Origin of the sequence: Botrimarina mediterranea (assembly GCF_007753265.1) — a bacterium.
Taxonomy (GTDB): domain Bacteria; phylum Planctomycetota; class Planctomycetia; order Pirellulales; family Lacipirellulaceae; genus Botrimarina; species Botrimarina mediterranea.
In genome coordinates, this window is sequence record NZ_CP036349.1 from 4,889,688 (window position 1) to 4,904,563 (window position 14,876).

Genomic DNA, 14,876 nt, shown 5'->3' on the forward strand with positions numbered 1-14,876 from the left:
CCCCCAAGTGGCGTCCGTTTTCGCCGACCACTAATCACTCCACCGCCCGTTAGGACCCGCAGCGTGATTGCTCCCGCCCCGCGCTCCCGTACAAGTCGTCGCCTGGTAGCGTTGGCGACGCTCGTCTCGCTGACGCCGCTGGCGATCGGCCCCGCCGCCTTCGCGCAGGCCGTCGCCGCGCCTGAAGCGCCCGCCGCCCAGGCCCCGGCCGCCGTCGAGACCAAGACGATCGCCGTCGCCGCGCTGACCAACTACAACCAACTGATCAAGGAAATCACCTTCCTTGGCGGCCTCGGTGGCAACCCGAACGCCGGCGACTGGGTCGAGGGCATGATCGCCTTCTTCACCGGCGGCCGCGGCCTCGAAGGACTCGACAAGAACCGCCCGATCGGCGTCGTCGTCCAAACCGACGGCGCCGGCTTCGCCCCGATCGGCTGCCTGCCAATCGCCGACCTGACCCCAGTCCTTGAGCTGGCCGAGAACTTCGCCCTTGAGCCCATCGACAACGGCGACGGCGTCTACGAGCTGGAACTCCCCGAGCAGACGATCTACTTCCAGCAAGTCGGCGAGTGGACCTTCGTTTCGAACACACCCGAAGCCCTCGCTCAGGCGCCCGCCGATCCCGCAAAGGACCTGCAAAAGCTCGTCGAGAAGTACGACCTCGGCGTCACGCTCTATTCGCAGAACCTCCCCGCGATGTACCGGCAGATCGCGCTGGAGCAACTCCGCCAGGGGATGGAAGAGGGCCTCGTCCAGCAAGAGAACGAGACCGAGGAAGAGTTCCAAGCCCGCCGTGCCCTCGCCGAGACGCAGATCGCCCAGATCAGCGACCTGATCGACGGCCTCAATGTCGTGACGATCGGCTGGTCGATCGACGCCGAGAAGAAGCACACCTTCATCGACGCCGAGCTAACGGCCCTCGAAGGGACGGACCTCGCCCTGGCGATGACGACCTACGAGAACGCCACCAGCGGCGTCACGGGCTTCCACCGTCCGCAAGCGGCCGCCAGCTTCCTCACCTCGGGCGTCACGCCGGCGGAGCTGCTCGAGAAGCAGAAGGCCCAGAACGAAGCGGCCATCGAGATGGTCCGCTCGCAGATCGACAAGGCTCTCCAAGAGCAGATTGAAGAGGGCAAGATCCCCGACGACCCGGACGTGCAGGAGGCCATCAAGGGCGCCACCAGCGACCTCGTCGATGTCTACGCCGACATGATCCGCAACGGCCGCGTCGAGGTCGGCGGTTCGCTCGACTTGGCCGGTGAGGGCTTCGACGCCATCGCCGCCGGTTACGTCCCCGACCCCACGAAGGTCGAGGCCGCATTCAAGAAGCTCGCCGAAGCCGCCGCCAAGGAGCCCAAGTTCCCCGGCGTCGAATGGGCCTACGCGACCCACGCCGGCGTCACGCTCCACGGCATGACGGTCCCCGTCCCCGAAGAAGCCGGCCAGGCCCGCGAAGCGCTCGGTGAATCGGTGCGGCTGATCATGGGCGTCGGCGGCGAGCGCGTTTACTTCGCGATGGGCCCCCGCGGCGAGGAGTCGCTCAAGAAGGCGATCGACGAGTCCGCCGCCAAGGCCGGCCAGCCGATCTCGCCCCCCGGCGAGCTGATCGTCTCGGTCGGTCAAATCCTCACCGCCGCCGAGAAGGTCGCCCCGCCGAACGCCGCTCCGATGATCGGCATGATCCTCAGCGGCATGGAAGACGTCCCGGCCGGCGCCGATCGCTTGATCGTCACGAGCGAGCCGATCGACGGCGGCCTGCGGGTCCGCTACCTGCTCGAGGAGGGCGTCCTCAAGGCGATCGGCCAAGCCGCCGCCACCGCCGCCGCGATGCAGCAACAGGGCGGCGCTCCCGGCGGGTTCTGAACCCAAAGCCGCTGACCATGGTCCCACGAAAGGGGCCCGCCCAAGTGGCGGGCCCTTTTTTCATGACGCCATCACGAAAGACGGCGAGCCGGCGATATGAGGCGAGCCGGCGACGTTAGTCGTCGGTGGGAAGCGGGTACCAGCGCCGAATACAAACGAATGACACCGACGACTAACGTCGCCGGCTCGCTACAAACGAGAACCAGCTGCGTAACCCGGGGCTCACACTCCCCACCCCGCGCGTCTACCGTAGATGCCTCCACAACCGCGTCCACCAACACGACCCCGCCCAGCGTGTCCCCGATCCTCACCCACTTCGCCGGCGTCCCCATCCCGCAGCTCGCCGCCGAGTTCGGCACGCCGCTCTACGTCTACGACGCTGCGATGATCCGCCAACGGGCGCGTGACCTCGCGCCGTTCGACGTGACCCGCTTCGCGCAGAAGGCTTGCTCGAACCTCTCGATCCTCCGCCTGATGCGCGACGAGGGCGTCCTCGTTGACGCGGTGAGCGCCGGTGAGATCGCCCGCGCGCTCGCGGCCGGTTACGCGCCGTCCGAGAAGGACCACGACGACGCGGCGATCGCCGCCGGCCATCACCCCGCGATCGTCTACACGGCCGACGTGTTCGACCGCGCCGCGATCGATACCGTCATCGAGCACGACCTGCCGGTCAACTGCGGCTCGCCCGACATGATCGACCAGTACGGCGAGCGTTGCCAAGCGCTCGGCCGGCGCCACGGCGTGACGCTACGCATCAACCCGGGCTTCGGTCACGGCCATAGCCAGAAGACCAACACGGGCGGCGAGGGCTCGAAGCACGGCGTCTGGCACACCGAGGTGGCCGACTGCGTCGCCCGCGCCGAGCGCTGGGGCCTACGCGTCACTGGCGTGCACATGCACATCGGCTCGGGGACCGACATGTCGCACCTCCACAAGGTCGGCGAAGCGCTCGAGCGCATCGCGCTGGAGGTCGGCTCCAGCGTGCTCACCATCTCCGCCGGCGGCGGCCTCAGCACCCCCTACCGCGGCGACGAACCGCCGATCGATGTCGCTGGCTACTACAACACCTGGAACGCCGTCCGCGAAAGACTAGCCAGTGCGTTCGGCCACGCGGTGAACCTCGAGATCGAACCCGGCCGCTACCTCGTCGCCGAGTCGGGCGCCCTTCTCACCGAAGTCCGCGCCGTCAAGAAGCAAGGCACGCTCAACTACGTCCTCGTCGACGCCGGCTTCAACAACCTCGCGCGACCGGCGATGTACGGCGCGTACCATCCTGTGTCGATGTGCCCGGCGGGGAGCGGGCAGGACAAAGAAGGTGGCTCGTCAGCAACTACTGCCGACTGCCCACCGCCGACTGCCGACTTCGTCATCGCCGGCCCCCTCTGCGAGTCCGGCGACGTCTTCACGCAAAAAGACGGCGGCATCGTCGAGGCGCGTCCGCTGCCTCAGCCCACGATCGGCGACTACCTCGTCATCGGCGGAGCCGGCGCCTACGGCTACACGATGGCGAGCAACTACAACAGCAAGCCGCTGTGCGCCGAGGTGCTCATCGAGAACGGCCAGCCAAGGCTGATCCGTCGGGCGCAGACGGTGGACGATCTCTTGGCGGCGGAGCTTTAGAAAGAACTTCGAGCAATACTCTCGATGTCCTCTCCAATCCTCTCGTACTTCACTTCGCAGTAGTCGCCGTCTATCGCGTTGAGCATTCTGATAGGAGTTTCGCTTCTGTAGTCATCGACCTGCAGAATCAGGATACCCTCTTGGGGGGGAATGACTCCGTAGTCGTGAGCAACGTGGAAAAAATCGGGGCCTACTTGCGCAATCGAAACGTCTTGATCGCTAAGGCGTAACGTCAGTCGCACATCAGCCGAGAAAGCGTTAGCTGCCATATGCTGCTCTACTTGAAAAGAGTGTGCTTTCAAATGCCGTGCAAGTCAGCTCTTGGTTGCGCCGACTAAGCCGTCAATTAGAATCGACTTTACGACTTCGAATGGCAGCTCAACTAATGCTTGGCCAGCCTTGGTCCTTATCTCGTTGAGCCGTGACCGCCAGTATCCTTCGTTCCTTGCTGCAGAAAGAAACTCACATCCCTCCCACGTCAGCATCGGTCGACTGGTAGTCCAGACGTATGCGTTGCCTGCAACACACCACTGTGCCGAGATGCCTTCGACAAGCTTGGCTTGGTTGAGAAGCCAAATGTGGTAGTTCCAAATCTCTTCGTCGTATTGCTTCTGCTGGCTAAGCAGGGTGCCGGCTTCGATCTCCAACAACATCGATCGGATAAGGTCGAGATCTCTTTTCAATGGCGTGAACGCCCGCGGAGCGGCTGGCTCTTTAGGTCCTTCCGAAGCTTGGTATGCCATATCGGTAACCCGTACAGGCTCCAATTCCCTAAACGTGACATTGGTGCGGCCTACGAAGGAATCCATCGCCTTTTCCAAGGGTGGCTTAACCTATACGCTAGCGTCTATGAGCACCGCCACCCAGCCTAGTCCCTCGTCCCTGGCCCCCCGCCCCTCGTCCCTCCGCTTGGACACCATCCACCAGGGCGACTGCGTCCAGCTCCTCCGCCAGGTCGCCGACGAGTCGGTCGACCTCGCCTTCGCCGACCCGCCGTACAACATCGGCTTCAAGTACGACGAGTACCAAGACAACCATGCCGACGAGGTCTACCTCAACTGGTGCGAGGAGTGGATCACCGAGCTGCACCGCGTCGTCAAACCGACCGGCGCCTTCTGGCTGGCGATCGGCGACGAGTACGCCGCCGAGCTGAAGGTCGCCGCGCAGAAGATCGGCTTCACCGCCCGCAACTGGGTCATCTGGTACTACACCTTCGGCCAGAATTGCCGCCGCAAGTTCAACCGCTCGCACGCCCACCTCTTCCACTTCGTCAAAGACGAAGAGCTGCACACGTTCAACGCCGCCGACCCGTCGATCCGCATCCCTTCGGCAAGGGCGTTGGTTTACGGTGACCGCCGCGCAAACCCAACGGGGCGTCTACCTGACGACACTTGGATTCTGCGTCCCCAGGACCTTCGCGAAGACGACGCCGCGTTCCATCCGCAAGACGACACCTGGTACCTGAGCCGCGTCGCGGGGACGTTCAAGGAACGCCAGGGCTTTCACGGCTGCCAGATGCCCGAGCAGCTGCTGGGGCGTATCGTCCGCGTCAGCTCGAACGAGGGCGACGTCGTGCTCGACCCGTTCGGCGGCAGCGGCACGACGCTCGCCGTCGCCAAGAAGCTCGGCCGCCACTGGCTCGGCTTCGAGCTCTCGAGCGACTACGTCAAATACGCGACCGAACGCATCGAAGGCGTCACCAAAGGCGACGAGTTGCACGGCCCCGCCGACCCAGTCCGCAGCGCGCCCACCACTGCCGCAGGGCGCAAGCTCAAAGGCCATCCGATGGCCGAAGCCGCGAGCGAGGCGAGCCGTAAGCGTCAGCGCCCGGAGGAACCCGCGAACGGTTCTCCAATCACAGAGCGTGTATCCACTTCAACTCCGGTCGCTGACGCTCACGGCTCGCCAAGAGCTTCGCTGCGCGAACTGACGCGTCTGGCCCTCGTCAAAGCCTTCCACACCGCCAGCGCCGGCGCCTCGCTCGACTGGCTCTTGTGTCGTCCCGAGCTACAAACCACCTTCCACACCGCCTGTGCCGAAGCGGGCCTCATGGGCTCCGCCTACGAGTGGAACCGCGAGCTCCTAAAACTCCGCAAGTCCGGCGCGCTCGGCAAGGGAACGAAGGACACGGCCCACACCACGAACCCTCACGCCTCAAGCCTCAAACCTCAAGCGGCGCACGCCGCCGAGATCGCCTGGGCCAAGGTCCGCGCGAAACACCCGGGCGCATCGCTCGATGATATGCTCTGCGACCCCCGCAAGCTCGACCTCTTCGACAAAGCCGCTAGGCAAGCGGCGCCCGGTTGCGACGTGAGCGACTACCGCTGGGAGGCCCTCCGGCTCCGCAAGTCGGCCAAGACGCACAAGGCCGAGGCCGCCCAGTACGACTACGTCGTCGAGAAGCCGCTCGGCAGCGTGCTCGCCGAGCGGCCCAAGAAGCTCACCGCCCGCGCCGCAAAGACGCTCACCAGCGTTGGCGGCGTCTACCTCATCACGACCGACAAGAAGATCACCGAGGGCCTGAGCGGCTACATCGGCGCCGCGGACGACCTCGGCGAACGCCTCGCCACGCACCTCAAGTCATCGCGCGGAGAAACCTACTTCAGCGTCATCGCCGACAACACACTCCCCAGCTCCGACTACCGCGACGCGCTACGCTGGAACCTCGTGCATCGGCTGAAGCCGACGCTGTCGGTGGATTTGCTTGATGAGAGTGCGACGCTGTGAACTTCACTTCATTGTGAATTCGAGCCGCGAAATTGTCAGCAACTCAAACTCTTAACAAAGCTGTCCGAACACCCCTTAATCCAAAGGTGATCGCCTTTGACCTTTGCCACACGAAGGGGAGAGGTCCAGCAATTCATCGCAGCGAAACCTCCGTAGAAGCAAACAATAAACAATACGAGAGCCGCGAAAACGCCTTCAACTGATCCCGTCACTACGACAAGAGGCACCGGGGCTAGAAATGCTGCTGCAATGACGAATCCGGTCACGACTTTTCGGAGCAGGTATTTACGTCGCATCGCGGGCGACAAACCATACCTCATTTTACAAATATCCCCGTGCATCATGGGGACGAAGAGACAAACCAACGCCGGGCTGAGGACCAACATCGCCGGGAGCATCCATCCCGGCGTGTACGGTAAAGCCTGCGTTCTATAGTCCTTGTCAGAAACCTCGATATTGGTGCGTACGCACCGTGGAGGCAGGGCTGTTCGTCCTGGAACGACTAGGCACTCGCTCGACATAATAAAGGTGCTCTTTCGCTGGCGGATCGATGGCACGCAAAACAACCCTGGGACTAGATCGCGCGGGTTGTAGCCTAAAGTCGACTATGGAGGCAAGATGTTCTAGCTCTTCAATCGGTTGTTGAGGACACATTCCCGTGTTCGCCGCCAAGCACGCCCCCGCCCGAGTCGACGACATAGCGACTCCTTTGCGTGGCCAAAAGCAAGCAAAGCGCCGCTCTAATGCCGAGAAAGGCGACCCCTCGCCTGAGCTCCACAGTTCGTAGGTCAGGCTATGCCTGACGCCCCACCAACTCGATCCGGCGTGTGCGTCAGGCACAGCCTGACCTACGGATCTGGTATTCATGCACAACGGTTTCACAACAAACGGCAGCCGTTTATAAAAGGCCCCGGAGGGGCGGCAGCAGCCCGGCGAAGGGAGTTGCTGCCGCCCCTCCGGCGCTTCTCGACTTACGCGTCGCTTCTCACCAGGGGCTCGCGCCCCGGGCTACGCGCTGCCGCCCCTCCGGGGCTGTGAATCCGACGCCGCGCGGGGCGGCTAGAGCATGGGAAGTGGGTGGCCAAAAGCAAGCGAAACGTCGGCAAAACCCCCGAGAAATCCAGGCCTCACCAGAGCCCCAAATCGGCCCCTTAACCGCGTTTCGGCGCCGCCCCTTGGAAAGTCCCACCGGCGTTCAGCGAGGGGCTTCTAGGGCCCTTTATGGCCGCCTGCGACGGTGTTAGCGGCCCCGCGTCCAGCCGTCCTGCTCGGGCGTCGTATGGCGCGGCCCCGACCGCCGTGGGCGAGTCGTTGCAGCGTTCGAGAAGACCCCTCGAAAACACTGTTGGGGCCGGCCGCGGTCGAGTAGAGTGCCCGTTCAACGATCCCGCTGACTTCTCAAGTTCGCTTGCGTTCTCTTCGACTGCTTTCGACTCGATTGGTTTTAATCCGACTGCGTTCGCTCGGACGGTGTTCGCTCGGACTGATTTCAAACTGACTGGGAACGAAACATGAAAGCTCCTCTCGCCGCTGCCGTTCCCTTGCTTGGTCGCTACGCCCTGGGCGCGGCATTGGTGTTGCTTCTTGAAGCGACGCCGAGCTTGGGCGCTTGGAGCGTGCAGCCTGTTGGCGAAGGCGTCGCCGCGCGGATCCGGACCGATTCGACCGGGGCGCCGCACATCGCGGTCTCCAACAGCGGTTTCCGCTATTCGACCCTTGTTGGCGACGCCTGGGAAGAACGCAGCGTCCTTCCGTTTGCGGACGACATCGCGTTGGATCACAACGACAACGTCTTCTTCCTCGACACGCCGAGCCCCGACTTCTTCCCCACCTTGCAGGTCCTCCTTGGCAACGGTCTAGCGCTGACGACCGAGATCGTGGGGCATCGTATCGGCGAGTTGGAGTTCTTAGGGTTCGATAGCGAGAACCGACCCCACATCGCCTACAACAACACCAGCACGCAGCAGCTGATTCACAATCGCTGGACGGGTGAGTCGTGGGAAGCTCGGGTCGTCGCGACCGACGCCCGCTTCCGATTCGGCAACCCGGGCTTCGATTCGTTCCTCGACTCGTCAGACCAAGCCCACTTCGCTTGGAGGAACGACGCCGGCGTCTTGCGTTACTCCGACCCGACATCCTCGGGCTGGGTCACCTCGACTCCCTTCCCAACGCTCGACGCCCGGATCGTCGATCTGGCGGTCGATGAAGAAGGCGTCGCTCACATGGCGTACGACGTGTTCACCGGGTTCACTTTGACCGGGGGCCTTCACTACGCGAACAACGCTTCTGGCGGAGCCTGGCAGGGCGATCGGATCCCCAAGGCGAAGAGCTCGGGGGCGACCCGGGCGTCCCTGGTCCTCGACGACCACGGACGCCCCAACCTCTTCGACTACGAGTCGCCGTTTACGGGTCCGGTCGATCTGGTCCACTACCTGCTCGACGACGGTCAGTGGGAATCGACGATCCTGCACACGCACGCCGAGCCGCAGTTCAGCGGACCGGATCAGATCGAGGCCGCTTTCGACGGCGCCAACCTCCACGTGTTGTTCTCGACGGGCGACTCCGACGTCTACTACGCCGTGCAAGAACCCGACCCTCTCCTCGGCGATTACAACAACGACGGCGCCGTCAACGCGGCCGACTACACGGTGTGGCGGGACGGCGCTTCGATCAACAGCGGCCAAGCCGGCTACAACGTCTGGGCGAGCAACTACGGCGCGACCGCGGCCGGCGCGGCGTCCCAAACAGTTCCCGAACCTACGGCGGTCGCCACGCTGCTGCTGGCCTGCATCGGGGCGATGAACTACGCCCGGCGTTAGATAAGAAGCTCGTAGGTCAGGCTGTGCCTGACGCCCCACCATCACGATTCGGCTTGAGCGTCAGGCACAGCCTGACCTACTGAAATCAGCCATGCCAAAAATGGGTCGGTCAACTCGATGGCTTATTGCAGCAGTGCTCGGTCTGTTCCTCTACGTCGGATCGTACCTCCACCTGACCCTTCAAGGCGCCTACGTGCCCGGCGTCGATGGAGCCAGTGGGCCAAAGAGTTACCGCTGGGCGCCGCGGAATTTTGTCCGAGCTAATGGGACCATCAAGTACGAGTTGGCGTACTTCTACGCGCCCTTGTACATCCTCGACTCTCGCCTTTGGCACGTGCACCTGGATGCTGCCGGCGGACCTCTCTCCCCGTAGGTCAGGCTGTGCCTGACGCCCCACCAACTCGGTCCACTGTATGCGTCAGGCTGAACTTAGCGAGTGTAAGGATACGGGTATTTGCCGACATGCAGTAGTTGCTTCCAAGTCGGGGCGTAAGTCGTATTGAGGATCGTTCGCACCTCGTCAGGACTCAGGGCTGCACACCGTAGGTCGATCGAGTCGATCATCTCAAACCAGTCAGGCAGGCTCGCCCGTTTGTCGTGCGGCAACCACAGAACAAGCAAAGGGACGAGCCCGATGTTGTGTGCGTGCCCGCCAGCAACTAGGTAGAGTTCGCCTTCTGCGGGCACTCCCTCGACGAGTTTCGCAAAGTTCGTTCGCACGAACTCCATGAAATTAACCTCTCGATCGATGTCACCGCTGACGAACCGAGGGGGAGTGAAGTCGATGACCGTGTAATCGCGATCGCTTGCGTCACCCGTCAGGACGTACCCGAAAATGCTGGCCATACAATCAATCCCAAACACGATGCCGCTTATAGCTCGGTAGGTCAGGCTGTGACTGACGCCCCACCAACACGATCCGGCGTGTGCGTCAGGCAGAGACTGACCTATTGAATTGACCCTACAGATGACAATTCATGATGGTCACAAGAACGTTGTCCGGCGCGGACCTGAGTCTTCGCACAACTTCTTCCTCCCAGCGCTTCATCTCCGGGGAATCATCATTTACCCACGGACAACTGTGCCACTTGCCATCTTCGAGAACCGCCGCAACGTCTCCTAAGTTGCTTTGATCGATATCAATTTCGCAATTGCGAGCCTGCGATACGAATTCTCGGCACTTTGCGCCGAATAACTTGGCTAGGAACGCAGGCCGCTTCGGTTGCAGAAGCCTCAGGAGGTGTCGTTCGATTGCGATTCCGTAGTAATCGAACTTCACTTCGTTCGTGCGCTCGTCATCCGTCTCAGCCGCATATTCAGCAAACGGGTGCATCGCATCGTCGGGAGCATCGTCGATGACGAGCACAAGAAAGTGGCCCATATCGATTGATTCACTTGCTCAGAGCTTTACCTGACGGGCGCGGTACAAAAGCGAACGAGCTCGCTCGTTCAGCGATTCGACCGCCGCAGCGACTCGCGCAACTCCCGCAAGCGAGTCTCCGCATCGATCACCACCAGCTCCACACCAAGCATCGACGCCAGATCCTCGTAATGCTCCGTCGTCAGCGCTTGGCTGTACGTTGGGTGGTGCGAGCCGCCGGCGTAGATCCACGCGGCGGCGGCTTTCTTGAGGTCGGGGGCGGGCTTCCAGACGGCGCGGGCCACCGGGAGTTTTGGCAGCTCGTGCGGCGGCTCGATCGTTTCGACTTCGTTGACCACGAGTCGGAAACGGTCGCCGAGATCGACGATCGTGGCGTTCACCGCCGGGCCCGCGGGGGCGTCGAACACCAGCCGCACCGGGTCTTCCTTGCCGCCGATGCCTAGCGGATGGACTTCGCAGCTCGGCCGGTCGCCGGCGATCGACGGGCAGATCTCGAGCATATGTGAGCCGAGCACGAGGTCTTCGCCCGACTCAGGCATGTGGTAGGTGTAGTCCTCCATGAACGTCGTGCCGCCGGGCAGGCCGTGGGCCATGACCTTCGACGCCCGCGTCAGGGCGGCCGCCTTCCAGTCCCCCTCGCCGCCGAAGCCATAGCCCGCCGCCATCAGCCGCTGCGACGCGATGCCCGGCAGTTGCTTGATGCCAACCAGATTCTCGAACGTGTCGGTGTAACCGCCGAAGCCCCCCTCTTCGAGCATCGAGCGCAGGCCCAACTCGATCCGTGCCGCGTCACGCAGCGACTCACGCCGTGCGCCGCCGTGGCGCAGCACCTCGGCCATGTGGTAAGCGTCGTCGTACTCACGGCACAGCGAATCGACATCGGCGTCGCTGATCGAGTTGATCCGCGCCGCCAGATCGCCGACCGCGTAACCGTTCACCGAGACGCCTAGCACCTCTTGAGCGGCGACCTTGTCCCCTTCGGTGACGGCGACCTCGCGCATGTTGTCGCCGAAGCGCGCGATCTTGCCATTCGCTAGTTCGTGCCGGCCCGCCGCGGCGCGCGACCAAACGCCGACTTGCCGCACGACATCCTTATCGGTCCAGTGACCGACGACGACCTTGCGTTCGATTCGAAGGCGTGTGCAGATGAACCCGAACTCGCGGCCGCCGTGGGCCGACTGGTGCAGGTTCATGAAGTCCATGTCGATCGACGACCACGGGATCTCACGACCGAACTGCGTGTGCAGATGCAGCAACGGTTTGGTCAGCGCCCGCAGCCCGGCGATCCACATCTTCGCGGGCGAGAACGTGTGCATCCACGTGATCACGCCGATGCAGCGGTCGTCGGCGCTGGCGGCGGCGAGCGTGGCCTTGATCTCTTCGGGCCCCTTCAGCACCGGCTTGAAGACGATCTTCACCGGCACGTCACCCGACGCGTCGAGCGAAGCGGCGACGGCTTGCGCGTCCTTGGCGACCTGCTCCAGAGCGGCCGGGCCGTAAAGGTGCTGGCTGCCGGTGAGGAACCAGACTTCGTACTGGTTGAGATTGGGAAGAGCCATGAAGGAGAGGATCGATGCTAGAGGCTAGAGGCTAGGGAATGCGATCGGCATTTATCTGTAGGAGGCGTCTCCGACGCCGATTACGGTATCCAATCCCAAACGGCACGGAGCGCGAAATCGGCGTCGGAGACGCCTCCTACAATTTTGTGATCAATGCGGTTTCCCTTGCCCGTAATAAGCGCCGGGGCCGTGCTTGCGGTTGTAGTGCTTTTGGAGGAGGTAGTCTTCGACGGGGCCGAGCGAGGGCGAGAGCGTGAGGCTGTCGATCGCCATCGCGGCGCAGGCCTCCAGCGCGATCGCGTTCTTCACCGACTCGGCGGCCGACTTGCCCCAGGCGAACGGCGCGTGGCTCGCCACGAGCACCGCGGGGATCGCGATCGGATCGAGGCCTTCGAACCGTTCAAGGATGACGTGACCGGTGTTCGCTTCGTAAGCGGTCTCGATCTCTTCTTGCGTCAGCGCTCGCGCGACGGGAACCGTTCCCGAAAAGTGATCGGCGTGTGTCGTGCCGTAGCAAGGCAGCTCGCGCCGCGCTTGGGCGAAGGCGGTCGCCTTGGGGCTGTGCGTGTGCGTGATGCCGCCGACGCCGGGCCACGCCCGGTACAGCAACAGGTGCGTCGCCGTATCGGAGGAGGGTTTGAGGTCCCCTTCGACGCGCTCGCCGCTCTTGAGGTCCACGACCACCATGTGCTCGGGCCGCATGGCGTCGTACGCCACGCCGCTGGGCTTGATGACGACGTGCCGGCGATCGTCCGACAGCCCGCTAACGTTCCCCCAAGTGAGCGTCACCAACCCCGCCGACACGAGGTCGAGGTTCGCCTGGCAGACCTGCTCTTTGAGGGTTTCCAGCATGGAGGGGTTACGAGGCGACGCGACGAGAGAGGGGAAAAGGCATTCTTGAAGGCCGATCGAGGCCCACCCAATAATGGCCTGCCAGACCAACAATCTAAATAAAAATGACGCTATTTGCGAGTAGCCGCCGCCCCTCCGCCACGTTTCCCCCCGAAAAACGCCTTCTCGAGGGAAGGGGATGGTGGGGATGCTGGTGTTCAGGGGGATCGCAGGCGATTAGCGACGCCAAACGGGGGGCAAACCTAGCCCCAGGTCGGCAGGTCGCTTTTGCAGGATTGGTACGTGCGGATCGGCGCCGGTCCACCCGCCGGTGGAACATCCTCCCTCTCACCAACCTCCCCCTATCTCCTTCCTTGCAAGCGACTAGCGCTTCCGGGCGCGCTCGCGGATGGCGATGAGGTCCTTCATCACGTGGTGCAGCGAGCCGGTCCATTCCTTAGTCCCGAAGGCGTCGTGCAGGGTGCGGTAGACCTCGTACAGCTCGGCGTAGACGGCGGCGTTCTCGGGGATCGGCGTGTAGACCTTCTCCTTGACGCCGGTCATCGCCTTCTGGGCGTCGACCGCCGAGGCGTGAGCGCCGCCGACGACTGCGCCGAAGATCGCCGCCCCCAAGGCACAGGTCTGGGCCGAACGGCTCACCTTCATCGGGCGATTGCAGACGTCGGCGTAGACCTGCATCACGAAGGCGTTCTTCTCGGCGATGCCGCCGCAGTTGACGACTTCCTTCACCGAGACGCCGTACTCCTCGACGCGCTTGATGATCGTCAGCGCCCCGAAGGCCGTCGCCTCGACTAGCGCCCGATAAACTTCCGCCGCCGTGGTGTGCAGCGTCTGTCCGATCAGCAGGCCGGTCAGCAGCGGATCGACCAGGATGGTCCGGTTGCCGTTGTTCCAATCGAGCGCCACGAGGCCCGTCGCTCCCGGGCGGAGCTTGGCGGCCTCTTCGGTGAGGCGCACGTGGGCGTCGCCCCCCTCGCCGTAGGAGGCGGGCGTGAGCCGCTTCACGAACCAATTGAAGATGTCGCCGACCGCCGACTGGCCCGCTTCGAGGCCATAGTAACCCGGCAGGATCGACTCGGGGACGATGCCGCACAGACCCGGTATGTCGGGGAGCGCGTTCTCCAGCGGCGACGGCAGACAGTCGCACGTGCTGGTGCCCATAATCTTCACAAGCGTCCCGTCGCCGGCGCCGGCGCCGACCGCGCCGTGGTGCGCGTCGAACGCCCCGACCGCCACGGGCACGCCCGCCGGCAAGCCGACCTTCGCGGCGATGTCGGCCGTCAGGTCGCCCGCCTTGTGGTCCGACGGCACGGCCTTGGTCGTGTAGCGGAACCGGCTCAGCCCCGGCTCGACCGCCTCCAGAAACTCGGCGCTCGGCAGGCCGTCCCACGACTCGTGGTACAGCGCCTTGTGGCCCGCCGCGCAGATGCAACGTGCGAGCTTGTCCGGCGCCGGATTGCCGGTGACATAGGCGGGCACAAAGTCGGCCAGCTCGACCCAGCTCGCCGCCGCGGCTGCGACTTCCGGCGCGGTCCGCATGCAGTGCGTGATCTTCGACCAGTACCACTCAGACGAGTACACGCCGCCGCACTTGGCGAGGTAGGGCTCGCCGCGCTCGCGGGCCTTGCGCGAGATCTCTTCGGCCTCGGCGTACGAGGTGTGGTCTTTCCACAGCCAAGCGTGCGCGGCGGGGTTGCCCTTGAACTCGTCCTTACAGGCGAGGGCGACGCCATCGGCGTCCACCGGGATCGGCGTCGAGCCGGTCGTATCGACGCCGATCCCGACCACCGCCTCCGGCGAGAAGCCGGCCGTTGCCTTCGCCTGCTCGACCGCCTTCTTTACCGAGTCGATAAAGCCATCGATGTAGTCGGCCGGGTTCTGGCGTGCGACGTTCGGGTCGCGCGGGTCGAGCAGGATGCCGGCGTCGCCCGATGGGTAGTCGTAGACGGCCGTGCCGATCTCGTCTCCGGTCGCGGTGTTAACCACGAGCGCGCGGACGCTGTTGGTGCCGTAATCGACGCCGATCGCAAACTTATCTGCCACGGGCGAGAGCCC

The 14,876-nt window shown here is 63.8% G+C and carries 10 protein-coding genes; 4 read left to right on the plus strand and 6 right to left on the minus strand.

All coding sequences use genetic code 11. The features are described 5' to 3' along the window. The first annotated feature begins 63 nt into the window (after window positions 1–63). Together Spa11_RS18820 and lysA are read left to right on the plus strand one after the other, a co-directional pair. Window positions 64–1,863 (plus strand): DUF885 domain-containing protein, encoded by a 1,800-nt coding sequence (locus Spa11_RS18820; RefSeq protein ID WP_145115216.1) that lies wholly within the window; start codon window positions 64–66, stop codon window positions 1,861–1,863. A gap of 294 nt (window positions 1,864–2,157) precedes the next feature. Continuing rightward, window positions 2,158–3,483: a diaminopimelate decarboxylase gene (gene lysA / locus Spa11_RS18825; protein ID WP_231933040.1), complete on the plus strand. Its 1,326-nt coding sequence runs from the start codon at window positions 2,158–2,160 to the stop codon at window positions 3,481–3,483. A 314-nt stretch (window positions 3,484–3,797) separates the two neighbouring features. On the opposite strand, the gene Spa11_RS18830 is transcribed toward lysA, so the two are convergent. Continuing rightward, on the minus strand, window positions 3,798–4,292 hold the full coding sequence (locus Spa11_RS18830; protein ID WP_145115222.1) for a DUF2513 domain-containing protein: 495 nt from the start codon (window positions 4,290–4,292) through the stop codon (window positions 3,798–3,800). Between the two features lie 40 nt (window positions 4,293–4,332). Here Spa11_RS18830 and Spa11_RS18835 point away from each other — a divergent pair, with 40 nt between their 5' ends. Beyond that, a complete protein-coding gene (locus Spa11_RS18835) occupies window positions 4,333–6,210 on the plus strand; it encodes a DNA-methyltransferase (RefSeq protein WP_145115224.1) in 1,878 nt (625 codons plus the stop codon). Window positions 6,211–7,721: 1,511 nt separating this feature from the next. Further along, window positions 7,722–9,029: a hypothetical protein gene (locus tag Spa11_RS18840; RefSeq protein WP_145115227.1), complete on the plus strand. Its 1,308-nt coding sequence runs from the start codon at window positions 7,722–7,724 to the stop codon at window positions 9,027–9,029. A 429-nt stretch (window positions 9,030–9,458) separates the two neighbouring features. On the opposite strand, the gene Spa11_RS18845 is transcribed toward Spa11_RS18840, so the two are convergent. From Spa11_RS18845 to Spa11_RS18865, 5 genes are all read right to left on the minus strand, one after another. Further along, window positions 9,459–9,875, minus strand: coding sequence for a hypothetical protein (locus tag Spa11_RS18845; protein WP_145115232.1), 417 nt, complete (start codon window positions 9,873–9,875; stop codon window positions 9,459–9,461). A 115-nt stretch (window positions 9,876–9,990) separates the two neighbouring features. Next, window positions 9,991–10,395: a hypothetical protein gene (locus Spa11_RS18850; RefSeq protein ID WP_145115236.1), complete on the minus strand. Its 405-nt coding sequence runs from the start codon at window positions 10,393–10,395 to the stop codon at window positions 9,991–9,993. An 83-nt stretch (window positions 10,396–10,478) separates the two neighbouring features. Continuing rightward, on the minus strand, window positions 10,479–11,969 hold the full coding sequence (gene araA / locus Spa11_RS18855; protein WP_145115240.1) for an L-arabinose isomerase: 1,491 nt from the start codon (window positions 11,967–11,969) through the stop codon (window positions 10,479–10,481). 150 nt (window positions 11,970–12,119) lie between these two features. Beyond that, window positions 12,120–12,821: an L-ribulose-5-phosphate 4-epimerase AraD gene (gene araD, locus Spa11_RS18860; protein WP_145115244.1), complete on the minus strand. Its 702-nt coding sequence runs from the start codon at window positions 12,819–12,821 to the stop codon at window positions 12,120–12,122. A gap of 363 nt (window positions 12,822–13,184) precedes the next feature. Continuing rightward, entirely contained in the window at window positions 13,185–14,864 is a 1,680-nt protein-coding gene (locus Spa11_RS18865; protein WP_145115248.1) for a ribulokinase, read from the minus strand. Window positions 14,865–14,876: the final 12 nt, after the last annotated feature.

Coding starts and splice junctions, on each gene's coding strand:
- Spa11_RS18830 (WP_145115222.1), bottom strand. CDS start 4,292: ATGGATTCCTTCGTAGGCCGCACCAATGTCACGTTTAGGGAATTGGAG.
- Spa11_RS18835 (WP_145115224.1), top strand. CDS start 4,333: ATGAGCACCGCCACCCAGCCTAGTCCCTCGTCCCTGGCCCCCCGCCCC.
- Spa11_RS18840 (WP_145115227.1), top strand. CDS start 7,722: ATGAAAGCTCCTCTCGCCGCTGCCGTTCCCTTGCTTGGTCGCTACGCC.
- Spa11_RS18845 (WP_145115232.1), bottom strand. CDS start 9,875: ATGGCCAGCATTTTCGGGTACGTCCTGACGGGTGACGCAAGCGATCGC.
- araA (WP_145115240.1), bottom strand. CDS start 11,969: ATGGCTCTTCCCAATCTCAACCAGTACGAAGTCTGGTTCCTCACCGGC.
- araD (WP_145115244.1), bottom strand. CDS start 12,821: ATGCTGGAAACCCTCAAAGAGCAGGTCTGCCAGGCGAACCTCGACCTC.